The 25,709-nt window shown below is 31.0% G+C and carries 24 protein-coding genes; 1 reads left to right on the forward strand and 23 read right to left on the reverse strand.

Annotation, left to right across the window (positions count from 1 at the left end):
* Positions 1-560: 560 nt before the first annotated feature.
* The 11 genes from Tmeso_RS08210 to fsa all read right to left on the reverse strand — a co-directional run bounded on the left by Tmeso_RS08210 (position 561) and on the right by fsa (position 10,123).
* Positions 561-995, reverse strand: coding sequence for a hypothetical protein (locus Tmeso_RS08210; protein WP_099190073.1), 435 nt, complete (start codon positions 993-995; stop codon positions 561-563).
* Positions 996-1,014: 19 nt separating this feature from the next.
* On the reverse strand, positions 1,015-1,716 hold the full coding sequence (locus tag Tmeso_RS08215; RefSeq protein ID WP_099190075.1) for a nitrite/sulfite reductase domain-containing protein: 702 nt from the start codon (positions 1,714-1,716) through the stop codon (positions 1,015-1,017).
* 82 nt (positions 1,717-1,798) lie between these two features.
* Positions 1,799-2,383: a thymidine kinase gene (locus tag Tmeso_RS08220; RefSeq protein WP_099190078.1), complete on the reverse strand. Its 585-nt coding sequence runs from the start codon at positions 2,381-2,383 to the stop codon at positions 1,799-1,801.
* A gap of 234 nt (positions 2,384-2,617) precedes the next feature.
* The gene (gene rpmE, locus Tmeso_RS08225; protein ID WP_099190080.1) at positions 2,618-2,818 is read right to left on the reverse strand and encodes a 50S ribosomal protein L31; all 201 of its coding nucleotides are present in this window, start codon (positions 2,816-2,818) and stop codon (positions 2,618-2,620) included.
* Positions 2,819-2,914: 96 nt separating this feature from the next.
* Complete coding sequence (gene rho / locus Tmeso_RS08230; protein WP_099190082.1) at positions 2,915-4,267, reverse strand: transcription termination factor Rho; 1,353 nt, start codon at positions 4,265-4,267, stop codon at positions 2,915-2,917.
* A 354-nt stretch (positions 4,268-4,621) separates the two neighbouring features.
* A complete protein-coding gene (gene glpX, locus Tmeso_RS08235; RefSeq protein ID WP_099190084.1) occupies positions 4,622-5,590 on the reverse strand; it encodes a class II fructose-bisphosphatase in 969 nt (322 codons plus the stop codon).
* Between the two features lie 232 nt (positions 5,591-5,822).
* Positions 5,823-6,824 carry a class II fructose-bisphosphatase gene (gene glpX, locus Tmeso_RS08240; protein WP_099190086.1) on the reverse strand — a complete coding sequence of 334 codons (1,002 nt, stop codon included), beginning with the start codon at positions 6,822-6,824 and terminating at the stop codon, positions 5,823-5,825.
* 288 nt (positions 6,825-7,112) lie between these two features.
* On the reverse strand, positions 7,113-7,694 hold the full coding sequence (pdxT, locus tag Tmeso_RS08245) for a pyridoxal 5'-phosphate synthase glutaminase subunit PdxT (RefSeq protein ID WP_099190088.1): 582 nt from the start codon (positions 7,692-7,694) through the stop codon (positions 7,113-7,115).
* Position 7,695: 1 nt separating this feature from the next.
* Positions 7,696-8,571 carry a pyridoxal 5'-phosphate synthase lyase subunit PdxS gene (gene pdxS, locus Tmeso_RS08250; protein ID WP_099190090.1) on the reverse strand — a complete coding sequence of 292 codons (876 nt, stop codon included), beginning with the start codon at positions 8,569-8,571 and terminating at the stop codon, positions 7,696-7,698.
* Between the two features lie 193 nt (positions 8,572-8,764).
* Positions 8,765-9,148 (reverse strand): hypothetical protein, encoded by a 384-nt coding sequence (locus tag Tmeso_RS08255; protein ID WP_099190092.1) that lies wholly within the window; start codon positions 9,146-9,148, stop codon positions 8,765-8,767.
* Positions 9,149-9,481: 333 nt separating this feature from the next.
* Positions 9,482-10,123, reverse strand: a complete 642-nt coding sequence (gene fsa / locus Tmeso_RS08260) for a fructose-6-phosphate aldolase (protein ID WP_099190094.1) — start codon at positions 10,121-10,123, stop codon at positions 9,482-9,484.
* A 132-nt stretch (positions 10,124-10,255) separates the two neighbouring features.
* Here fsa and Tmeso_RS08265 point away from each other — a divergent pair, with 132 nt between their 5' ends.
* On the forward strand, positions 10,256-10,945 hold the full coding sequence (locus tag Tmeso_RS08265; protein ID WP_099190096.1) for a hypothetical protein: 690 nt from the start codon (positions 10,256-10,258) through the stop codon (positions 10,943-10,945).
* A gap of 400 nt (positions 10,946-11,345) precedes the next feature.
* Here Tmeso_RS08265 and Tmeso_RS08270 read toward each other — a convergent pair whose 3' ends face one another.
* The 12 genes from Tmeso_RS08270 to Tmeso_RS08325 all read right to left on the reverse strand — a co-directional run bounded on the left by Tmeso_RS08270 (position 11,346) and on the right by Tmeso_RS08325 (position 25,708).
* A complete protein-coding gene (locus tag Tmeso_RS08270) occupies positions 11,346-12,731 on the reverse strand; it encodes a TolC family protein (RefSeq protein ID WP_099190098.1) in 1,386 nt (461 codons plus the stop codon).
* A 2-nt stretch (positions 12,732-12,733) separates the two neighbouring features.
* The gene (locus tag Tmeso_RS08275; RefSeq protein ID WP_099190100.1) at positions 12,734-13,225 is read right to left on the reverse strand and encodes a MarR family winged helix-turn-helix transcriptional regulator; all 492 of its coding nucleotides are present in this window, start codon (positions 13,223-13,225) and stop codon (positions 12,734-12,736) included.
* The gene (locus tag Tmeso_RS08280) at positions 13,203-14,327 is read right to left on the reverse strand and encodes an ABC transporter permease (RefSeq protein WP_187296278.1); all 1,125 of its coding nucleotides are present in this window, start codon (positions 14,325-14,327) and stop codon (positions 13,203-13,205) included. The genes Tmeso_RS08275 and Tmeso_RS08280 overlap by 23 nt, the downstream gene beginning before the upstream one ends.
* Positions 14,314-15,441, reverse strand: coding sequence for an ABC transporter permease (locus Tmeso_RS08285; RefSeq protein WP_187296279.1), 1,128 nt, complete (start codon positions 15,439-15,441; stop codon positions 14,314-14,316). The genes Tmeso_RS08280 and Tmeso_RS08285 overlap by 14 nt, the downstream gene beginning before the upstream one ends.
* A 9-nt stretch (positions 15,442-15,450) precedes the next feature.
* The gene (locus tag Tmeso_RS08290; protein ID WP_099190106.1) at positions 15,451-16,473 is read right to left on the reverse strand and encodes an HlyD family secretion protein; all 1,023 of its coding nucleotides are present in this window, start codon (positions 16,471-16,473) and stop codon (positions 15,451-15,453) included.
* A gap of 126 nt (positions 16,474-16,599) precedes the next feature.
* Positions 16,600-16,953: a response regulator gene (locus Tmeso_RS08295; RefSeq protein ID WP_187296280.1), complete on the reverse strand. Its 354-nt coding sequence runs from the start codon at positions 16,951-16,953 to the stop codon at positions 16,600-16,602.
* Positions 16,954-16,970: 17 nt separating this feature from the next.
* Positions 16,971-18,869, reverse strand: coding sequence for an S-layer homology domain-containing protein (locus tag Tmeso_RS08300; RefSeq protein WP_099190110.1), 1,899 nt, complete (start codon positions 18,867-18,869; stop codon positions 16,971-16,973).
* Positions 18,870-19,057: 188 nt separating this feature from the next.
* Positions 19,058-20,170, reverse strand: coding sequence for a TolC family protein (locus Tmeso_RS08305; protein WP_099190112.1), 1,113 nt, complete (start codon positions 20,168-20,170; stop codon positions 19,058-19,060).
* Positions 20,151-23,267: an efflux RND transporter permease subunit gene (locus Tmeso_RS08310; protein ID WP_099190114.1), complete on the reverse strand. Its 3,117-nt coding sequence runs from the start codon at positions 23,265-23,267 to the stop codon at positions 20,151-20,153. Before Tmeso_RS08310 ends, Tmeso_RS08305 begins: the two co-directional genes overlap by 20 nt.
* Positions 23,268-23,279: 12 nt before the next feature.
* Complete coding sequence (locus Tmeso_RS08315; protein WP_099190116.1) at positions 23,280-24,395, reverse strand: efflux RND transporter periplasmic adaptor subunit; 1,116 nt, start codon at positions 24,393-24,395, stop codon at positions 23,280-23,282.
* Positions 24,396-24,427: 32 nt separating this feature from the next.
* Entirely contained in the window at positions 24,428-25,048 is a 621-nt protein-coding gene (locus tag Tmeso_RS08320; RefSeq protein WP_187296281.1) for a TetR/AcrR family transcriptional regulator, read from the reverse strand.
* 375 nt (positions 25,049-25,423) lie between these two features.
* A complete protein-coding gene (locus Tmeso_RS08325) occupies positions 25,424-25,708 on the reverse strand; it encodes a Dabb family protein (protein ID WP_099190120.1) in 285 nt (94 codons plus the stop codon).
* Between the last annotated feature and the right edge of the window lies 1 nt (position 25,709).

Raw genomic sequence — 25,709 nt, forward strand, 5'->3', positions numbered from 1 at the left:
AATTCGTCTAGTTGCTACGCACTGACTCATGTCGCCAACGATCCCTACGGTCTCCGTTGCTCAAAATATTTCCAAATGTAGGTTTTCAATCAATATTATCCACAAGTTGAATGGGATATAGTTTTGTATATAATAAAAATGTCTTGAAACATATTCCAAATATAAAAACTAAACCTATAAAATAAAGGGTATTAAAATATTAGCGAATGATTTAAATATTTTTGTGTAAACCTAGCATTACAACGTTTGAATATCCGTTAAGAAAGTTCGTTGTCTGACCGTTAGGGAGTTTAGAACTTTCAAGATATTCAATAAGATGTAATGCTTAGTTTTACCAAAACTATTTAATACATAAGCGGTATTTTAATACCCTTTATTTTTTGGATTAAGCCCCAATACTTATGAAATTATATTTTATCCGAAAGCTAAAAGTTCTAAGACTCCACCCTCTTGAGAATGGATATAAGAACTTAACAGCTTCTGGATTAGTTTACCCACAGGGCACTTATGCAACTAAAAATTCAGTTGGATCAAAAACTCCATCTGAATTAAGTTTCACTTTATGCATTAACAGTTTTCATTTTATCATTTACAACCTTTGCTATTTCTGTACTTTCCTTATTCAAATCCATCAAATACATAAAAGTAGAACCCTTATAAGGGATATTCTTCTTTATAACAGTATTTTCAAGACATTTTCTAAGAATTGCTATAATACAATCCTCATTATGGTTTTCTTGGCAGTTTTTACAATGAGCACAAGTATTAGCTATACCTGAACATACTAAATCCTCTTCATAATATTTAACATCATTTTTTGGAATCATACTAGATGCACCCTCTATTTGTATAACACCTTTAAGCTTTGAAAATTCCAGTAGTCTCTTGGAATACCCAACTAAGCACTCTTTGTTATTACATCCATCTGTCTCATATAAAGAACACTCTTGGCACATATTATTCAATATTTCTATAGTATCTAAGATATCACTCATGAAAAATTCCCCCTATAACCTATATAAAAGCTAAAAACTCTTCATTAACATGTTGTTTTTTATTTTCCTCAACATCTTTATTTACAAATTTTTCAATTCCTATTCTATTTATAGTTCTAAAAACTCTCTCTTTTTTATTACCTTCTTTTATATAAACATCTAATACATTCTTTAAAGCTTTTTTTACATTTTCTGTAGATATATTATTGTATATCTTTGTAGCATGTATAGGTTTAACAGTAGCTCCTCTACCACCTATGTACACATCAAACTTATCTTTTCCTTTAGTTATAACCCCAAAATCTGCACATAAAGGATCAGTGCAACCTCTTGGGCATCCAGCTACTGATATTTTAAAATCATGCGGCGTTTCAATTCCAAAAAATTCATTTTCAAGCTCTATACCTAGATTAAGAGCTGTATCAAGTTGTCTTTTACAAAGCCCTTCTCCCGCACTACAACCCTTTACATTTCTAACCTGAGAACCAAAGTTACCTATTTTAAATCCATACCCAGGAGCCACTTTTTCAACCTCTTGTAGTTGTTCTAAACTTCCTACAACAACTAATGTCTGTCTGCTAGATAGTTTTACAACCGGAACTCCCATTTCTTTTAACTGGCAAGATAAATTACATAAATTTTCAACACTTATAACCCCGCAATTAGAAACAAGTACAAGTGCAAAAGATCCATTGATTTGCTCAAATATAGCTTTTCCCATATTTTTCCTACCTCCAATCAACTAATATTATACCATCAACCATAAAAAATACATATAGGGCATAGCCTATATGTATTTTAATTTAATCATTTTCTTTTATTATCACATGGCACTTCCTGCATCTTGCTTCATAACTTTCCGTGGCTCCAACTAGTATTATTGGATCATCGTATTTTGCAGGTTGTCCATTTATCAATCTTTGAGTTCTGTGTGCTGGATTTCCACAAACCATACATACAGCTTGAAGCTTTTGTACAAACTCAGCTATGGCTAAGAGTCTTGGTGTTGGGCCAAAAGGTTCGCCTCTAAAGTCCATATCCAGTCCTGCTACTATAACTCTTATGCCTTTATCTGCAAGGTCCATGGCAATATCAACAACTTCACCTTCAAAGAATTGAACCTCGTCAATACCAACAACTTGTGTATCTGAATCTATATGGTTATAAATTTCTTTTGCACTCTTAATAGGAATAGCTGTAATGCTTGCCCCACTATGAGATACAACATCTTCATCACTATATCTATTGTCTATAGCTGGCTTAAATGCTACTACATTTTGCTTTGCTATTTTTGACCTTTTAAGTATCCTTATAAGTTCTTCACTTTTCCCACTATACATAGGACCAATAACTACTTCTATGTATCCATGATGAATAGGTCTATACATAAAAATTCCCTCCAAAGAAAAATTCGCTTGATGCTAACGCATGGCTCATGTCGCCAACAAGTCTAACGACTCTGTTGCTTAAAATTCACATGCGTTCATGGCGCCAACAAGTCTAACGACTCTGTTGCTTAAAATAGTCGCAAATTTACTTTTTCGACCAACATTATTCATATATTTGAAATTATATAATATCTTAATAAATAAAATAGAGGCTGGATTACCCAACCTCCACTATTAACCAATGTTGAATTTTTTCTTGAACTTGTCGATTCTTCCACCTTTTTCAATGTTCTTTTGCTTTCCAGTGTAGAATGGGTGACAATCTGAACAAATCTCTACTCTTATTTCATCTTGAGTTGATCCTGCTTTGAATGTATTACCACATGCACAATGTACAGTTATTTCTTCGTATTTTGGTTGTATATCCTTTTTCATTCTTTTCACCTCTTTCATTCTTTAATTATGTTAATTTTATTTTCTTATCAATATTCAACTCTTACATTATATCATATGACTATTTTCTCTTCAAGATTAAATGTTCTTATTTACTAAATTTACAAATTCATTATTGTTTTTTGTTTGTTTTAAGAATTTTATCATCTTTTCTGTATCATCTTGACTATTGTTTCCTATTGATTTTCTAATTTTCCAAAGAAGACTCATCTCCTCACTCGTAAGAAGTAGTTCTTCTTTTCTAGTTCCAGATTTAACTATATCAACTGCTGGGAATATTCTCTTTTGAGCAAGCTTTCTATCTAAATGAACCTCCATGTTCCCAGTTCCTTTAAATTCTTCAAATATAACATCATCCATTCTTGATCCTGTTTCAACTAAGGCTGTTGCAAGTATAGTTAACGATCCGCCTTGTCTTATGTTTCTAGCTGCTCCAAAGAATTTTTTAGGTCCATGGAGTGCACCAGGATCAAGTCCCCCAGATAAAGTTCTTCCTGTTGGAGGTATTGTTAAGTTGTAAGCTCTTGCAAGCCTTGTTATACTATCAAGAAGTATTACAACATCTCTTCCATGTTCAACAAGTCTTTGCGCTCTATTAAGTACCATTTCAGCTACTTTTATATGATGAGATGGTAATTCATCAAAGGTAGAATATATAACATCACCTTTTATAGATTCCTGCATATCAGTAACTTCTTCAGGTCTTTCATCTATTAAAAGAACTATAAGTTCAACATCTGGATAATTAGAAGATATACTGTTGGCTATGCTTTTAAGAAGTATAGTTTTACCCGCTTTAGGAGGAGCTACAACAAGTCCTCTTTGACCCATACCTATAGGTGCTATTAAATCAATTAATCTTGTGGCTATTTGATGTTGCTCATTTTGAAGATTGATTCTAACATCAGGGTATATAGGTGTCAATTTTTCAAATGAAGGTCTTCTTATACTATTTTCAGGATTCTCATTGTTTATCTTTTGAATATAAAGTAATGCCCTGAATTTCTCTCCACTCTTTGGTGGTCTAGTAATTCCCATTACTTTGTCTCCTGTTTTCATATTAAATCTTCTTATTTGAGATGGTGATATGTATACATCTTGTCCTGTCGAAAGATAATTTGAACCTCTTAAAAAACCATATCCATCAGGTAGTATTTCCAAAACTCCGTGTGCTATATCTTGTTTTTGGTCATTTTTCAACTCATTTATTACCTTTTTAGGAATATGATTATCTTTAGCCTTTAATTCTTCTATCTTGTTTTCGATGTCATTATTTATTTCAGCGTCATTATTTTTTTCATTTTTTTCTATATCAATTATCATATCTATAAGTTCAAGTTTTTTGTACTTAGTTGCAGATCTTATGTTTAATTCTTTAGCAACATCTCGAAGCTGTGCTATGGTTTTGCTTTTTAAATCTTCGTAATTCAATGGGTATCCCTCCAAATTTAAAACGTTTAATCTAACCTCGGGAAAATAAGATGTGAATATAGAAGTGAAAATCTAATAAGGTAATATTACCACTGTTATATTGCAAGGTCAAGCAAAAATTCGCTTTATGCTAACGCATAAGCTCATGTCGCCAACGAGTCCTACGGGCTCCGTTGCTCAAAAATAGTTGAAACTCTTGTTTACTTATCAATGTTATCTATAGATTCAAAGTTTTATAATTCCTTGAATATTAAAAAGAGAGATTAAATCTCTCTTTATATATATATCCATATGCTTATTTTTTATTCTATAAGAAACTATATAATTTTAAAAACCACTAGACGAATTTTATACCTACTTTGCATAACTAGGTTTTGTATCTAACTTGTGTATAGCTTCTATAAATCTTATAGTTCCAGTCTCTGATCTCATTACTACTGAATGTGTGTGAGCAGTTTTGTTTCCTTTATATATAACTCCCTTTAAAAACTCACCATCAGTTATACCAGTAGCTGCAAAATATACTTCATTTCCTGTTATCAAATCTTCCATTGTAAGGATTTTTTTATGATCAATTCCCATATCTAGGCATCTTTGTTCTTCTTCCTTTTCAAAAGGAACAAGTCTACCTTGGAAATCCCCGCCCATACATTTAAGTGCTGCTGCAGCTAGTACTCCTTCTGGAGCACCTCCTATTCCTACCATCATATCTATTCCTGTATGTTCAAAACAAGTAGCCATAGCAGCTCCTATGTCACCTTCATTGAATAGTTTTATTCTAACTCCAGCATCTCTACATTCCTGTATTAATTTAGAATGTCTATCACGATCTAACATAGTAACCGTCAAATCATCCATACTCTTATTAAGTACATTTGATAATATATTCAAATTGTAGCTAATAGGATTGTCTAGCTTTACAAGCCCTTTAGCTTTTGGTCCAACAGCAATTTTATCCATATACATATCAGGTGCATTAAGTAAACATCCCTTAGGCGCAAGAGCAACTACTGCAATTGCATTAGGAAGTCCTTTTGCAACACAGTTAGTTCCATCTAAAGGGTCTACTGCTATATCAACCTTAATAGAATCAACTGAACGTCTTCCTATTTTTTCTCCGATATAAAGCATAGGTGCTTCGTCCATTTCTCCCTCACCTATAACTACTTCTCCATCTATATCAATAGTATCAAACATCTTTCTCATTCCATCAACAGCTGCTTGATCCGCTATATTTTTGTCTCCTCTACCTAAATATTTAGATCCTCCGATAGCAGCAGCTTCTGTAACTCTAACTAAGTTTATAGCTAAATTTCTATCCATATCAAATTCCCCCTTTTAAGTATATCACAATATATATAATATGTTACACTACTTAAAAAGTCAACCACTTCCACATGTATGCTATATATTTTTTTATATCTAAAGAAATTATATAATTATCAACCCGTGGATATATTTAATCGAAGAACTACATCATCAACTATTTTGAGCAACGGAGCCCGTAGGGATCGTTGGCGACATGAGTCAGCGCGTTAGCGACTAGACGAATTTTTTATATGTTTCCGTATTTCTCCATAAGTTCTTCTATTATTTTACTTTTATCAAGTCTATGAACAGCTTCAACAAATCTTATAGTTCCAGTTTTAGATCTCATAACTACAGAATGAGTCTGTATTCTATTTTTGTCATAACATACAGCACCTTTTAAAAGATCTCCTTCTGTTATTCCTGTTGCTGCAAAGAATAACTCATCTCCTTTAGCAAGATCATCAAGAGTTAATACCTTTTTTATATCATCATCCTTAAGTCCAAGCTCATAACATCTAGTTGTTTCTTCATCACTCATAGGATGTAATACTCCTTGCATATCTCCGCCCATACATTTCACAGCAGCTGCAGTTATTACACCTTCAGGAGCTCCACCTATTCCCATTAGTATATCTACACCAGTATCTTCAAAACATGTTGCAATACCAGCAGCTACATCACCTTCTCCAAACATTTTTATTCTAGCTCCAAGTCTTCTTATCTCAGAAACTATTTCTTCATGTCTTTCTCTATCTTGTATTATAACTGTTAAATCAGATATTTCCTTATTTAGCGCTTTTGCAACTCTAGCTAGATTATTTTGTATTGAATCATTTATATCTATACATCCTTTAGCTTTAGGCCCTACTATAAGTTTTTTCATATATGTGTCTGGTGCATGAAGTAGGCATCCCTTTTTAGCCATGGCGATTACAGCAATAGCATTAGGAAGTCCCTTAGCTATTAATGAAGTCCCATCTAGAGGATCAACAGCAATATCAACCTCCATATCAGAATCAGTTCCACATCCAACCTTCTCACCTATATAAAGCATAGGTGCCTCATCAAGCTCACCTTCACCAATAACAACTTCTCCTCTTACCTTAACACTAGAAAAAGCCTTTCTCATACCCTCAACAGCAGCTCCATCTGCTCCGTTCTTATCACCTTTACCCATAAATCTAATACTAGCAAGTGCAGCAGTTTCTGTAACCCTAACAATCTCCATAGCTAAATTTCTATCCATAATCAACTTCCTCCCGTTAAATACAAATTTCACTTTAATTATACAGTATATTTAAACATTTTGTAAAGATATATGTTACATTTTTTATTATTTATGTTACATTTATTTTTATTTTTACTTATATAGCACTAATATTTAGGACGAATCATAACCATTAGTGCTGAATATATATAAAAAAGGTTGTAAATCACAAATGATTTACAACCTTTTCTACACAGCTACACTTATAACTATTTTTAAGCAACAGAATCGTAAGACTTTTTGGAGACATGAGTCAGTGCATAGCAACTAGACGAATTTTTTATTTGTCATATTAATAAAGTACTCATGAAAAGTCGTATCATCCGTAAGTTCCGGATGAAAAGAAGTCGCAAGCATATTATCTTGGCGTGCAGCTACAATATTTCCATCAATGCAATGAAGTAACTCAACATTTTCACCAACATCTACAATATACGGAGCTCTAATAAACACCATAGGTATTTCTTTATGACTTACCCCTTCAATTACCTCTTTAGTAATAAAGCTATCTATTTGAGAACCATACGCATTTCTTCTAACTTTTATATCCATAACTTTTAAATGAGCATCTTCATCACTATCTAGTTGGGCAGCAAGCAAAATCATACCAGCACATGTTCCCCATACAGGTAACCCTCTCTTTATCTTACTTACTAAAATATCTTTGATTTTAAAATCATCAAGTAGTTTTCCCATTGCTGTACTTTCTCCACCAGGTAAAATAATCCCATCTATATCGTCCAGTTGTTCAGTTTTTCTTATTTCAACAGCTTCATGACCTATAGCTTTAATTATATTTATATGCTCTTTGAACGCACCTTGAAGTGCTAAAACACCAATTTTTTTCATTTTAGTACCCTCTATTAGCCATTCTTTCTTCTTTATCTATTGAATAAACATTGATTCCAACCATTGCTTCTCCAAGATTTTCTGATACTTCAGCTAATATTTTTGGATCATTATAATGTGTAACAGCCTTAACTATAGCATTAGCTCTTTTTCTTGGGTCTCCTGATTTGAATATTCCCGAACCAACAAATACTCCATCACAACCAAGTTGCATCATCATTGCAGCATCAGCAGGAGTAGCAACACCACCAGCTGCAAAATTTACAACAGGAAGTTTTCCATGTTCATGAACATACTCAACTAAATGAATAGGAGCTTGTAGTTCTTTAGCTGCATTCATTAATTCTTCCTTTGATAAACCTTGAATTCTTCTCATTTCAGAATTCATCATTCTCATATGTTTAACAGCTTCTATAACATCTCCTGTTCCAGGTTCACCTTTAGTTCTAATCATTGATGCACCTTCTCCAATTCTTCTTAAAGCTTCACCTAAGTTTTTAGCTCCACAAACAAAAGGAACTTTAAAATCTTTCTTATCAATATGAAGAGTTGGATCAGCAGGTGTTAAAACTTCACTTTCATCTATGTAATCTACTTCTAAAGCTTCAAGTATCTGTGCTTCTACGAAATGTCCTATTCTTACCTTTGCCATAACTGGAATAGAAACAGCCTCTTTAATACTTTTTATCATTTGTGGATCTGAAGCTCTTGCAACTCCACCATCTTTTCTTATATCAGCAGGAACTCTCTCAAGTGCCATAACAGCACAAGCACCCGCTTCCTCGGCAATCCTTGCTTCTTCTGGATTTGTAACATCCATTATAACTCCACCCTTTAACATTTGAGCTAAGTTTTTATTTAATTCATATCTACTCATTATTAACCCCTCCTTAATTGTAGCCATACAATAGTTGCATCTTTTCCCTTTTCTAACGATATTATCTCATATTGTATCGTATTTAATCAATATAATTATATGAATTTATACTTTTTTTATAATTGTATGGTTACAATTCAATAATAAGTTCTTAAATCAATCAAAAGCTATTATTCTGGGAAGTATCATTTCATTAATTAGTATTTTCAGTTTCCCATACAACAAAATATACTCCATCATCTCTTTTTTGTCCTTTTCCTAGTTCACAATGTCTAAGGACTGCGAGCTGTCTATCTATTTCTTCTTTAGATATATTAAATTTTTCTATAAGCTGTTTCATATTCGCTCCATTCATTTCTTGGATAAAGCTATAAATTTCTTTTTGCAAACCAGTAAGTCCATCTGTTCCAAAATGACCCATACTTTTTCTAGTATTTAATGCACTTTTTACAGCCATTGGATCACATTTTTTTAATGTACTACGCGATATTGCACAATCTTCACAAAAATATTCCCCCATAACCACATAACCATCTTCATCTTCTACCATTTTTTCACATTGCTTACAATGTATCATAAAAACCACCCCTTTTAATTATTTTATTCAATACTAATTTCTTCAAATAATATTAATTCTCCTATGTATTTAGATATTTCTTTCTTAATCTACTCAACTAAAAAATGCCTCTGATTAAAATGTTAGCTACTTTTGGCTTAATATTTTTCTATGAAACTTAGATTATGGCGTTTAAATATCCGTTAAGAAACTTCGTTGTCTGACAATAGGGAGTTTACGAAGTTTTAGGATATTTAATAAGACACAATCTTTAGTTTTATAAAAATATTAACTAAGTAGCGGTATTTTAATCAGAGGCATTTTTTTGCTCAACCACTATACTAAAAATATTTTTTACTTAACCCCTTCCCAATCCTTTAAGAATCTCTCAATTCCAAGATCAGTCATAGGATGCTTTAACATCTGTACAAATATATTATAAGGAATAGTAGCTATATCAGCTCCTGCAAGAGCAGATTGCTTAACATGCTCAGTATGTCTTATACTTGCAGATATAATTTCCGTTTCTATTCCATGAATATCGAATATATCAGATATCTCTCTTATTAGGTCTGAACCCACATGCCCTATATCATCTAATCTTCCAACAAATGGACTCACATAGCTAGCTCCAGCTTTAGCAGCTAGTAAAGCTTGGTTTGCAGAGAATACTAAAGTAACATTAGTCTTTATTCCATTGCTAGACATATGCTTTACAGCCTTTAATCCTTCTTTAGTCATAGGAATCTTTATAACTATATTCGGATGAATTTTAACAAGCTCATCAGCTTCTTTTATCATACCTTCAGAATCTAAAGATATTACCTCAGCAGATATAGGGCCATCTACTATACTAGTTATCTCTTTAACTACCTCTTTAAAATCTCTTCCTTCCTTAGCTATCAAAGATGGGTTCGTAGTAACTCCCTCAATAACTCCCCAATCATTTATCTCTCTTATTTCATCAACATTAGCTGTATCTATAAATAGTTTCATAAAACCAACTCCTTATATGTAATCGCTTTCATATTATATTTTAACATATATTTGCTTGTCCTATATATATTTATTTTCATATAGGGAATACTAATCTAAAACTTATATATTTTACCAACAAGGAGGTTTACAATGAGAAAATTATCTCTATTTATTTTACTTATATTTATAGCTTTTAATATTATGGCATGCTTTGATTTTTCACCTTCATACCAAGCACCAGATCCTAATACAGTAGAAAAGGAAAAAATCAAAGATACTCCATCACAAACAAGATCTCAATCAAAAAATGAAATACTTAAAATAGGAGATCAAGATGTAACACTAGACTTTAACTTATATGATGATTCTAATTTAGAACTAACAACATATATACCACAAGATATGTTAGCATCTTCCAAAGAAGGCGATTTTTTATCCATCTATGCCAACTTCAACAACAAAAAAAATAAAAAAGCAAAAATAGCATTCTTCTCACCAATAAAAACAGTATCATCTAACTTAGAAAATATGAAAAAGGTAGCAAGAGAAAATGTAACAAAAGACGGATTTGAGATAACAGACCAAACAGTTAACAATTACACTTTAATAGAAGACTCTGATGAAGAATTCGATATAATAAAAAAGCAAGAAAATAAAGAAGACATGATAGGAAAGGTATCTCTGTTTAACCATAATGAAAGAATGTACTACATTATAGTTCAATACCCACAAGACTTAGAAAAAGAAGTCCTCCCTAGAGCTCAAAATATAATAAATGATATTATGTTCTACGATGAACAATTTGAAGAAAACAAAAATTCGTCTAATGCTACGCATTGACTCATGTCGCCAACGAGTCCTACGGACTCCGTTGCTCAAAATAGTTGATAATGTACTTCTTTTATCAATATTATCCATGGGTTCAAAATTTTTAAGATTCTAATGTTTTCTTTGCCTCACACTCTTATACTTTAAAAATACATTTTTTCACTTAGGCTCCCATACTAAAAAATACCTGTAATTAAAATGTTAGATAATGATTTAAATGTTTTTTTATAAAAATTATGTTGCATCGTTTGAATATCCGTTAAGAAAGTTCGTTGTCTGAACAAAGTGAGTTTAGAATTTTTAGGATATTCAATAAGATGTAACATTTAGTTTTATAAAAACATTTAACACATTATCGTTATTTTAATTACAGGTATTTTCACACCCAACCCAACCAAGAAAAAATATATTTCTAATAACTACCTATATCATTTAAGTATTTATCCCTAGCCAAATTATAACTAAATATAACCTCTATAACCTTCTCTTCTATATCAGCAAGCCTTTCTTGAGCTGCAATAACTTCAACCATAGTACCAGCCATATCTTGAAGATTAGCATTTTTTATAACAGAAGTCTCAAATCCATATCCCTCTTTATATCTGTACTCAGCTATTTCAAGGGATTCCTTAGCATTCTGAACTACGCCTTCTGTATAAGCTAACATATCAGCGGTAGCCATTACAGCTTCATAAGATTGCATTATGCTTGCTTCAACTTCTTTGCCAGCACTGTCTATATTTACTTTTGACTTTTCCATCTTTATTTTAGCTTCCTTATACTGATATGTATTGTCTGGATACTGACCAGATGTAAGTTCAAAATTCAATTTATCAACTAAGTACTGAGCTTGAGCCTTTCTTATTTCAATCCTCTTCTCACTACCTTGCTTTAATCCCGCTTCTAAATTAGCTTCTAGCTTTGTAGTAGTAAAATCTTGAACCAGATTTATATTTTTATTAAGATCTAAATTAATAACCTTCTTTAGTTCTATTTCTGCATTTTTTCTATTCATACAAGCTTTTCTATAATCTACATTCATAAGATTTACTTGAGCTTGAGATAATAAAACATCGTCTTTAGCCTTCATTCCAGCATCAAATGCATCTTTTGCCATTTTATATTGAGCAGTAGCTCTATCAAGAGCTATTTTTTTAAGATCTTCTATCTTCTTAGTTTTTATTACTTCATAGTATTTTTGACGAGTAAGAAGTCCTATTTGCTTTTGAGCAATTAAATACCCATCCTTTGTAACCTCATTTTGAAGATCAGCCATAGTGGTCATAAGCTCAGTTGTAGAATTAACAGCTAGTACCCTTTCTACATCTATGTTTAACTTCTCAGCTATAGTTGAGTTAGCTCCTTCTATAGCTAGATCAAAAGATTGCTCTCCACCCTTAAGCCCATCTTCTATTTGTTTTTTCTGTGCCTCTAGCTTTTTTCTTTGCTCCTCAGGTAAAGATGGATTTGAAAGAGCACCATTAATTTGATCTAATTTAGGTCCATAATAATCCTTTGCATCATCCAGCTTATCTTGCCCCTTCTTTATTTTTCTCTCATTATGTTTAGCTCTATCCAAAGATAAATCTGTTGCTCTTAAATCTACCTCAAGTGATTTTAATATATAGTTGTTTTCAGTTGCAATCTTTATAGCATCATCCAAAGTTAAATTTAGATCTTCATTTTTATTCACTTCTTTTTCTGCTGCAATTTCCTGTCCATATGAATTAAAAGATGTACTCATAGGTGTTAAAATAAGTGCTGCCGATATTGCCACGGAAATAATTTTTTTATTCATCTTTATTCCTCCTCACTAAAACTTTTCACTATGTCATTTTGAAGCTTTTCAAGTAATTTATTTACTTGTTCTTTCTCTTCAATACTTAACCCGCTAGTCATTTGCTTACTAAAGTCGATATGAGTATCTTTTATTTCCTCAAATAAAGTTCGTCCTTTATTAGTAAGATAAGCTATAGAAGATCTTCTATCTTTAGGATTAACTTTCTTTTCTACTAATTCCTCTTTTTCCATTCTATCTATAAGACCTGTCATATTGGCCCTAGTTACAAGCATCTTATCTCCTATTTCAGATAGGGCCATACCATCATTAGAATATGACAATAGAAGTAGCACATAAAATTTTGATTCAGATATGCCATGGTTCACAAATAAGTCGTTATATACAAATCTCATTATCTCAACACTTTTTAATAAGTTGATTATAGTTTTTCCAGACATATCCTCAATGAAATTGTAGCTATCTAAAAAATTATACAGTTCCCTCTTGTTCACTCATACCACCTCTGTTATCATTTTTAAATACGCGTTTAAATAAATTATATCCAATAAATGCCCATATACAACCAAATACTATAAGATACATTATATCTTTTGAAAATATTCTTATTGGTGTACTCTTTACTAAGATATCTCTTATAGGAGTTATAGCGTATACCAAAGGCCATATACCTTTTATTATATACGAAAGAACAACAGGGGTCTGCTCTACAGGCCATGCATACCCAGCAGTTAAAAATGTAGGCATTGATAAAAGCATTGTAAACTGTGTAACCTGAAGCTTATCTTTAAATAATGCTGCTATTAACATACCAGGTCCAACAAGTGCCAATATGAACACCATAACATACCCAAATGCATATAATAGTGACCCAGTGAAATTTATATCAAGAAAATACTTTAAAATTAATGCACATAATACATATGTTAAGCTTGCAACTATAGAATATATAATTGATTTCATAAATATATTTTCTTTATCATCCATTATCGCTGGAATAAATGCTGATAAAAACAATTGTTGTACGAACACCAGTATTATCCCAGGCATAACATAACCTTTGTAAGTATACTTAGCGTCATACAATACCCTAGATTCAATATTAAATATCTTGGCTAAATCATAAGAAGTTTTAGGGTCTATTCCTTTAGCTTGAAGTATCTTTATATTTATGCCTGCATTTATAGTAGCAAGTATTTCTGATGCAGATGATAAAGCTGTATTTCCTACAGTTATATTACTTTCATCTATTATAAGAGCTACACTAGATGACTTTTGCTTTTTTATATCCTTATTAAAATCTTTGGGTATATAAATTCCCATATGAGCTTCTTTAGAATCTATTTTATATTTTAGTTCCTCAAATGAATTAACAGTAGAAGATACATAATACCTATCGTTATTTTTAAATTCATTTACTATCATTCTAGAAGAAGATGAATTATCCATATCAAGTACTACTATAGGTATATCATTCAAATAATCCTTTATATATACTCCGCCGAAAAGAAAGGTAAGAAATAAAGGTCCTAAAATCAATATAACTACATTTTTAGGTTGCTTAAAAAACTTTATTATCTCGTTAATTAGTTTCAATAATTTCACCTTCTCCCGAACTTTTTTTCTTACTAATTCTATTTTCTCTAAATATTTCAACTACTATAGCCAATATATAGAATAAAACAGTTACACAGATTAAATATCTTATATCATCTCGATAGTTTATAATATAGCCCTTAACCATTAAATCCCTTAGATTGTCTGCATAATGCTGCAAAGGTATATATTTTCCTATGAATTTATATCCATCATTCATACCTATTAAAGGATATGTATAACCTATCATAATACTATTAGGTAAGAAAAGTATAGCTGCAGCCTGAGATGCCTTTATCTTATCCCAAACTACTGATGATATAAAAATTGCAATAGTAGATACTGACATAGAGAATACAAAAGTAAGAGTCATAAGCTGTTTAATACTACCTCTAAACGGAACATCAAATACACTAGTTTGTATATATATATTTAACATAAGTGATATAAATCCAAGAATAGTATAAACTAATATTTTTGACCCTAAGTAAGTAATCATACTTCTTCGTTTTTCTCTATCTATACTAACAGAAGCTGCTATAACAAGACCAACTTGAACTATTGATGCCATAAATCCAGGCATCAAATAATTAGTATAATTTCTAGTTGGATTAAATAACATCCTAGTCTGTATTCCTATAGATGACACTATCTTCTTAGCTTGATCAAAAGGAATATTAAGCTTTCCCTGCAAAACTTTTACTAAAGCTCCTCCTTTTATAGTCATAAGGGTTTCTGCTGCTTGAGCCTTAGCAAATGAAGTATAAGGAAGCTGACTTCCATCATATACAGTCAATATAGTAGGTGATTCATATTCCTTAAGACTTTTATAAAAATCATCTGGAATAATAAGTCCAAATCTAACTTTGTTTTCAACTATCAACTTCTCTATATCGTATGGACTACCTACATAATATTTAACATCAAACATTTCATTATCATCAAAATAACTTACTATACTCCTAGAAAACTGAGTATTGTCTCCAAGGTATACAGCTGTAGGTATTTCTTTTAGTTGATGATCAGAAAACATATAGCAAAGCATTACATTTACCACTAAAGGTGTTATGAATATTAAACTAAATGCCATTATATATTTTTTTATTTTATTCACCAACATCACCTACTTTTCAAAATCCACAAAAGCACTCATTCCAGGTCTTAATATATTTTCCTCGTCTTCTACTTTTATTTTTACTCCATATGAAACTATATCGTAATTTCCATTGTCATTAGTAGCTTTTTTAACTGCAAAATCAGGTTTTTTGTTAACTCTTACAACCTTACCTTTAAATGTTTTATCTTTAAATGCTGTAACCGTTATTTTAGCTTCTTGACCTTCATAAACTTCGCTTAATTTAGTCTCATCTAAATTAACCTCAATCCACATATTACTTAAATCAGAAACAGTCGCTATACTCATTCCTGTAGATACTAATTCTCCTTTATCTATATTTAAAAGAGTTATATTCCCATTTATAGGAGATTTTATATTTGTATCTTGTATATAAGCATTTACTTCTTCAAGTCCTGCTTTAGCTTGCTCATACTTACCTCTTGCCGCTTCTACCATATTAGTAGCCGCTGCAACCATAGCTTGTGCTCCAGATACATCTTCAGTTCTAGCTCCCTCATTTGCCATACTAAGCGTTTGCTCTGCCATATCAAGTTGAGCCTTTACTTCATCTCTCTTTTGAGCTGATACAGCTCCTTTTTCATATAAATTTTCTACTCTTTCATAAGTTTTCAGCATAAGATCATAGTAAGTCTGCGCTTTTGCTATATCTTGGCTTCTAGCTCCATTTTGAGCTTTATCAAGCTGTGAGTTAGCAGCTGCAACTTGTGACTGGGCAGCATCTAGTTGCCCTTTAGCTGCACTTACAAGTGCCTCCATTTGGTTTTTTTTAGCTGCAAGTTCCTTCGAATCTATAGTAACTATTAAATCTCCCTCTTTAACTATTTGTCCTTCTTCAACCTTAACTTCCCCTATTTTACCAGGTATCTTAGAATTTATATCAACCTCTTGTGCTTCTATAATACCTTGATATTTATCATTAGTTTCAATTTCTTGACTAGATGCACACCCAAACAGCATTGTGCTAGCTAGCATAATTAGACAAATTAAAATATTTTTTTTATTTTTCACTTTATGTACCTCCCTCAAATAGTTAACATGTTTATTAATTAGTTTATATGTTAATTATATTACCTCAATAACATTTTGTAAATATATTTTTCAATAAAAAAAGAGTGGATATAATATCCACTCTTTTTACATTAACACATTATCAACCTTTTGTTTTAACTCAAATATATCAAAAGGCTTTTGAAGTATTCCCTCTATTTTTAACTCATTGAGTATATGAACTTTTTTAGGATCTGTAAATGCTGTCAATATAAAAACCTTTATATCTTTATCATAGGTTCTTATATTTTGTAAAATCTCATCACCATCCATATTCTTAAGTCTCATATCCAAAAGAGCTAAATCTAATTTATTATTCTTTACTGTATCTATGGCTTGCTCACCATCTTCTGCTAAATAAACTTCATATTCTTCACTGAACAAACTGTTTAAAAGGGATCTTAATCCTAACTCATCATCCACAATAAGTATCTTTTTCATCAACATATCCCCCTAGATTAATGGTTCTCTATTCTTGTTATAATCTTAGCTTCAACAGACCCCATTTTATCTTCTCCAACAACAGAAATTATATCATCATCATCAAAATTGCTTTCTTTTAAATCATCTCCATCTATATCTATAAACTTAATCGTACTAGTTGAATATCTTATATATATAGTTCTTCCATCTGCATTATTTTCAAGTTCTATTTCATTATCACCAGTATCTATATCTTTTATTCTTCCTGTATATGTACTCATGCTTACATTATTATCAGCTTCAATCTTAGTTATATCTCCACTTTCTAGCGTTATTTCTATCTTATGGTTTATTCTAAGGTCATAAAGCCCAGCAGAACTATTGCCTATTTCAACTTCAAATCCAGGAGCTAATTTATATGTCTTAGTTTTACTATCATCATCTAATATAGTTATTTCTGGAATTTGTGCCATTTTTATTTCTTTTAAAGTTCCTTTTACTTTTGTTTTAACTGTATCTGCATCTATATCCTTAACCTTATCGTATTCAACTTCGAGATCTACCTTATCTCCTACTCTAAGATCAGATATTTTAGCTTTATCATTATTTCTTCTTACTTTAGCATCCTTATCTATATCGAATTTATAAGTTTTTTCGTACTTATCATCAGTCTTTATCTCTATCTTAGAAGAAGATACTTCTTGAATTATTCCTCTAACTTTAAAATCCTTAGATGTAGCGTTTATTTCTTCTACTATTCCGTTTCTTATTTTTAAAGTTACTTTATCTTCTTTTTCAACCTTATAAATACTAGATTCTTCTCCATCAATCTTTATTTTAGTAGTGCTACCCACCTTATATTCCTCATACTTGTCTCCAATTTTAAATTTAACAGTATGGTTTCCATTAGCATCAAATGAAGCATTATAGAAATATCCTTCTTTTTCTTCTTCTTCATCACTTAATTTTACGGCATAAAGCTTAGTTCCACTAACTGTTAATTTAACACTTCTTCCTTCTTTTAAATCTTCTAATTTAGCGTCTTGAGTTCCTATTTTTATACTTATATCACTTTTTTTATTGCTAAATACAAGTTTTTTATCTCTTGAATCCTTTATAGTTACAGTTATATTTCCATCATACTCCAATACATCATCTACTTTACCTTCAATAGATGTTAGGAATTGGTTATTATCTGTTCCTGTATTAGTGTCTGGTACTGTATTGGTATTTACACCCTTATATTTTAAATCATACCCTACAGATAACATTTTAGACATTTCAGCTCTAGTAACAGAATTTTTAGGATTGAAATTTCCTTTCCAGTCACCAGCACCATTTATTATACCTTTTTTTATAAGTATATCTATATATGGTTTAGCCTCTGATGGTATTTCATTAGCATCCTTAAATCCTAATACAACAACCTTATTCAATTGATTTTCAAGATCTAATCCTCGTGCTATATAAACTGCAATTTCCCATCTTAGAGCAGTTTGTGGCGTTCCATTTTTGACGAACTGAGATAATAATTTCTCATTATTTAATATTTTTTTCTCAAGAGCAAAAACTATCTCTTCTTTAGCCCAGTCTGCATAGGTTAATATTCCATAATCCTTAAGAGCTTTTTCATATTTAGATTTATTCGCATCATAAGTCGATTGTACTTCTTTTGGATCAAATAATCTTGTTATAAGAACTATAGATTCAATTCTAGTTACCGACTTATCTGGTTTAAACGTTGCATCTGCATATCCTGTTATTATTTTCTTAGAAGCCATATTTTCTACATACTGTTTAGACCAATGTTTATCTGTTACATCAGTAAACATTTGAGCTCCAAAAGAATACATAACACTAGTCAAAATCAAAAACACTGCCAGCATTACAGCTAGAGTACTTTTAACCCATTTTTTAATTCTTACTTTTTTCATACCTAACCCCCCTACCTATATACTAAAATATACACTTTAACTTTACCACATAATTATTCAATATAAAAGAGATAATAATTTCTATATATAGTATAAATCATTTAATGCGTCTAGACTATACTTATTAAACAAAAAAAATCTATAACCTTGTATTGAGTTATAGATTTTTTACATTTGAACTTCTTTAACTATCTTACAGTTCCTATATTTACAGCCTTATTATAATCTATAATAGATAAATTATAATCTGATATAGATTTTGATAACGCAATATTAGCAGAGTACGATTTAGTTGCTGCTTCTTGAACTTCTAAAAGTGTACTCATTCCAGCATCATAAGAAAGCTTCTTAAGCCTCAATACCTCATTAGCTTTATCTACATTAGACTTTGCTATTTCTATTTGCTTTTTATTATTATTTACATTATCATACTTTGATTTTAAATCAAACTCAACTAACTGCTTGGAATTTAACATAAGATTTTCAATTTTAGCAACATTTCTTTCTTTTGTTTTATAAACATAAGTATTTGATGGATACTTAACAGAATTACTCTCAAAGTCAAGTTTTACAATCTCATAATTATGATTCATCTGAATCATATCAAATCTTTTTTCATAAGCAGTCAAAACATCCTTATTTAAATCTACACTAAACTTTTGCTCTTTAAATTCAGATGTAAGCTCAATTTTAGTATCAAGAGGATAATTTAAAATCATATTAAGTCCTCTGTATGCACTTTGAGTATTAATCTTTGCTGTTTCTAAATTAGCCTTAGCTTCATCAAGTGATATATCTGCCATATATAAATCTGACTTTGATGCAACACCCAAATCAAACTTTTTCTTCACGTTATCCCTGCTCTTTTGAGCATTAATTAAATTATTATTTGTAACTTCATAATAGTCTTTTGCTTGAAGTGCTCCATAATAAGCTTGTGTTATTTTATACTTCAAATCTTCTAACTTATAGTCTTTTTTTATTTTTTCTTCATCTAAAGCATTTTGAGCAGACTTTGAATACATGTTAGAATCTAATTGAAATCCTTCTACTGTACCTAATGAAAACCCTGATTTTTCATACTTTTTTTCATTATGTCTAGCTTGATCAAGCTCTATTTCTTTTATTTCAATATCCAAATCGCTTACCTTCAAGTCAGTTGAGTTTTTTATTCCTTCATCTATAGCTTCATTTAATGATAATTTTTTAGCATCATTTGTTTGAGGAGTATCCGCATATGTTAGTATAGATGTTACAAGAGTCATACATACAAGCAATATACTAAGAACCAATTTTTTCATCTAAAATCCCCTCTTTCTTTTTAAATTTGTTTTTTATTTTCATAACCAAATCATCAAATATGCTATATACAACTGGTATAAACGCTAATGTTAATACCGTAGATAGCGTAAGTCCTCCTATAACTACAGTAGCCATCGGAGCTTGAGTCGATGCCCCTTCTCCTATTCCAAGAGCTAGTGGTATAAGACCTAAAACCGTTGTTAAAGTCGTCATAAGTATAGGCCTAAATCTAGTGAATCCTGCTTTTATTATAGCTTCTTTTCTATCCATTCCTGATTCTCTTAATTGATTTATATAATCAACTAAAACTATGGCGTTATTAACAACTATACCCGAAAGCATTATTACACCAATTAAGGCAGGTACTGATAAAGATCTTCCAGTTACAAACAACCCTATGAATCCTCCTGATAAAGCAAAAGGAACAGAAAGCATTACTGTAAACGGATGTATTAATGATTCAAACTGAGATGCAAGCACCATGTAAACTATTACTATAGATAAAAGAAGTGCAAGTGCTAAGCTTGAAAATGCTTCCGCCATATCTTGCTGCTGTCCTGTAAATGTGTAAGTATACCCCGATGGCAGGTTATAATTTACAAGTTCCTTCTTTATATCATTAGTTACAGACTTTAAATCTCTTCCATTAAGTTGTGAAGAAACAGTAACTGTTCTAACTTGATTTATTCTACTTATTTGAGTAGGTGCATTCCCATACTCTATATCAGCTATTTGTCCAAGAGGAACAGTTTTTCCAGTTTGAGATGTTATATTTATTTGCTTAACATCTTCTATAGAATTTTTAACCGAATCTCCTAAAGATACATTTACATCTATTTCATCTCCATCAACTTTAAATGTAGTAGCATTCGATCCATCTATAGAAGATTTTATAGTATTTGCAACGTCACTTGCTGTTATTCCATAAAAAGATGCTACCTCTCTATTAAGATTAATTCTCGCCTCAGGATTTCCTTCTTCTGTATCAGATGTAACTTCTGCTGTTCCGCGAACTTGTTTTAATATTTTTTCAAAGTCAGATCCTATAGTTTTTAAAGTTTCAAGATCATCTCCTTTTATTTGTATAGCTATAGCAGCCGAACTTCCTCCGCCACCACCCATAGAAGATGCCTCTGATACAGTTATTTTAGCTCCAGGTATTGATTCTACTTCTTTTCTAACTTCATTAACTATTTGTGCAGTTGATCTTTTTCTTTCTTTTTGGTTGACTAAAACAACATTTACATTTGATGAATTACTTGCAGTAGTTGAAAATCCAGATGACCCTCCTATAGTCGAGAATATTTTATCTCTTTCAGGTATACTCTCTACTATTTTTTCAACTTCTTTTGCTATTCTATCACTTTCCTCTAAAGTTGTTCCAAATGGAGTTTCTATAGTTACATTAAAACTTCCTTCATCTTCCGCTGGGAAGAACTCTCCTCCAACAGCACCTACTAATGCTATTGATGATACAAATATAAGTATTGCTACAAATACTGTCATCTTTCTATGCTTTAAAACATAGTTTAAAAGTTTTCCATATGCACTACTCAATTTTTCTATAGATTTTGTGAATATATCTAATATCTTTTCTATAAGTTTAAACTCTTTTTTCTTGCGTTCTCCAACTTTAAGTATCTTAGAGGCTAACATCGGAACTACAGTTATAGCAACTATTAAAGATGCAAGAAGAGAGAATACTACCGCAAATGAAAGCTGTTTAAATATTATAGCAGTGAATCCCTTTACAAATACTATCGGTAAGAATACCGCTATAGTAGTCATAGTAGATGCAAATACTGCCATTGTAACTTCCTTAGCTCCTATTATAGCTGCCTCAAGTCTTGATTTTCCTTCTTCTCTATGTCTATATATATTCTCAAGAACAACTATAGAGTTATCCACCAACATACCTATACCAAGAGCCAATCCTCCAAGAGATATTAAGTTGATTGTAAGTCCTCCAAAGTACATAAGAGCAAAAGTTGCTATTATCGATATAGGTATAGCAATACCTACTATAAATGTAGATCTTATATTTCTAAGAAATAAGAACAGCACAACAACAGAAAGTAATCCTCCTATTATCGCATTACTTGTTACATTATTTATAGATTTGTTTATAAACTCAGATTGATCCGTTCCTACTGTAATATTAATCTGAGAATATTCACCGCTTATTTGATCTACTTCTTTTAATATCTTTTCTGCAACTTTAACAGTATTTGCAGAAGACTGCTTTGTTATGGATATACCTATACTATTTTTCCCATTAACTCTTGATAGAGTATCCTTATCCTTATAACCAAATTCAACCTTAGCTATATCTGATAGTTTTATTGTTTGACCAGTTCTCAATGATATAGGTATATTTTTTATATCATTTACACTTGTAAATTCTCCAACAGTTCTAACTAAAATCTCTTTATCTCCTTTATTTACATTCCCACCAGGTAGATTTAAGTTCTCAGATCTTAATATGTTTTTTATTTGATTAAGAGATAATTCATACCCTGATAATTTTTCTTGGTCTACCTTTATACTTACTTCGTTTTCATCTCCTCCTGATATATCAACAGATGCTACCCCCTCTATTCTTTCAAATCTAGATTGTAAATCATCCTCTACTATTGACTGTAATTTTGAAAGATCCATATCAGATGATACCCCTAGATTTACTATAGCCTGAGCATTAGGATCTATCTTAAGAACCATAGGTGATGATGCATCATCAGGTAGAGCTCCTTTTACTAAATCAACCTTTTCCCTCATTTGAAGTGTTGCAAAGTCCATATCAGTCCCATATTCAAATTCAACTACAATTATACTGTTTCCTTCTCTTGAGTATGATGTAACTTTTTTAAGGTTACTAACAGTTGCCACTGACTTCTCTAAAGGTTTAGTAACTAAAGTCTCAATTTCTTCAGGTCCAACCCCACTATAATTAACAGTAACTATAGCAACAGGAATATCCATCTTAGGATAAAGATCTATTGGCAAAAGTCCAAGAGATACAACTCCTATAAGTATTGCCATAAACATAAACATGAGGGTTGTAACAGGTCTTTTAACCGACATTTTTGATATATTCATATTTACTCCCCCCTATTTATTAATTTCAACTTTACTTCCTTCTTCTAGATAGTTCTGCCCTTTTTTAACCACTACTTGACCTTGCTTTATTCCTTTTTTTATCTCAACAATTTCACCATTGTCAATCCCAATTTCTACTTTATTAATATGAGCAATACCATCTTTAACTGTGTATACTATGCTTTCGCCATCCTTTATTACTACTGATTCTGATGGAATTGTTATAACATTTCCTTTCTTGTCTGTCACTAAGTTTACATTTGCAAACATTCCAGGCTTTATAATGCTATCTTTGTTATCCACCTCTATTTTTATAGGATAAGTCATAGAATTTGATGCAGTTGCAGGAGACAAGGCAGTTATTTTACCTTTAAAATTTTCTTTATTTGCTGACTTTATAGATATATCAACTAACTCTCCTAGCTTAATCTTGTTTATAAGATACTCTGAAACATCAGTATCAACAACAACCTTATTCATATTAGCTATAGAAACAGCTGCTTGGCCAGAAGATGCCATCTCTCCTTCATTTATATTAACAGCAGTTATTATTCCAGATATAGGTGCCGTAACTGTTGCATTATTTAGATTTGACTGTGCATTTTCAATTCCAACTCTAGCTTGATCCACCTGAGCCTGTGCTGCATTTAAATTAGTAGATGACGCTTGAAGCTCATATTGTTCAAAGTCCTTTTGTGATATAGCTCCTTCTTCATACAATGCTTTCATTCTTTCGTAATTTATCTTTGCATTTTGCATTTGTTCTTGTTTCATATTAAGACTTGCAACTGCCATATCGTATGCAGCTTGAGCACTTTTAACTCCATTTACTAAATCAGTTTTATCTAATGTAAAAAGAACTTCTCCTTTATTAACTTTTTTACCTATTTCAACATTTACACCAGTAACCTTTCCAGGCATTTTCGGTACAACGTTAGACTCTTCTACAGGCTTTACTTTTGCAGACAAAGTAGTTTTAACGTTTATATCTTGCTTTTTAGAAGTTTCTGTTTCAATACTTACAGACTTTTCTTTAACACTTGAAGTTTCTTCTTTCTTTCCACACCCCGAAAGAAACATAGTTAAAGTTAAAACTATTACTAGCAATAAGCTTATTCTTTTTTTCATTATTTTTTCCTCCCTATATTTTTAATACTTCATTATCTTTTTAATATTCCATTGAAAAATACGTCTATTATTATATCTATCTCTTTCTCAATTGGCACGCTATTATTTCCTCTTATCCCATTTAGCCTTTGAAAAAACATTCCAAACATCATACTTGTAAATATTATAGCTAATGAATTCTTATCTAGTGGCTTATACTTATCCTCATCTATATCTATATGTTGTAATATATGTTTCATTACAGTTCCTTCTTTTTCTTTACACTTTTTCAAATGCATATCCATTATGTCATCATGAAACTGCATCTCATAATGTATAACCTTAGATATATGGAAATTTTTTTTAAATACTTCATATCTATTAAGTACTATAAGCTTTAGAATTTCATCCAAAGGCTTATATTTATTATCCTCTATAATATTTTGTATAGAATCAAACTCTGCAAATTCATCAAATTTATCTATGTACTCAATCATTACACCTCTTAATATATCTTTCTTAGTTTTATAATATCTGAATATAGTCCCCTGAGCCACTCCAGCTTCCTCTGCTATTTCTGCAGAAGTTGCAGCCGAGAATCCTTTTTTAGCAAAAACTTTTATAGCAGCATTAAATATCTTTTCTTTAGTGTCATTACCTTTTTTAGTTGTCATATAATCACCTCTCATTTATGAATGAGTACTCACTCATTTTTAATCATATAAACATTATACTATTTATAAATATTTTTGCAACATACAATTTCAAATTTTTACAAAATTTTAATATAAGTATTATTTAGATTTTCATTAACCACTTAACTAAAAAATGCCTCTCATTAAAATGTTAGTTACTTTTGTTTAATATTTTTCCATAAAACTTAGATTTTGACGTTTAAATATCCGTTAAGAAACTTCGTTGTCTGACCAACGCGAGTTTACTAAGTTTTAGGATATTTAATAAGTCAGAATCTATATAGTTTTATAAAAATATTGACTAAGTAACGTTATTTTAATGAGAGGCATTTTTAGCTCAAACACTAACTAAATTTAAATACTCTCATAATCAACACAAGCCATAGAGCTTGCAACCGATTGTATATATTTTTTAACTGGAACATGAACTTCATGATCTGCATAAATCTTTAAATCTTCTTTTGAATCAAAATGAGTTGTAAGACATAAATCATAATTTCTATCAGATTCTAAAAAATTAACTCCAACTTCTATATGTCTTAGTACATCTATTTTTTCATTCATATCTAAAAGTTTTTTCTTTACTTCTTCAACCTCTTTTTTGTCATCAAATCTAAAAAATACTATATGTTTTATCACT

The sequence above is a fragment of the Tepidibacter mesophilus genome, from assembly GCF_002724055.1.
Classification (GTDB): domain Bacteria; phylum Bacillota; class Clostridia; order Peptostreptococcales; family Peptostreptococcaceae; genus Tepidibacter_A; species Tepidibacter_A mesophilus.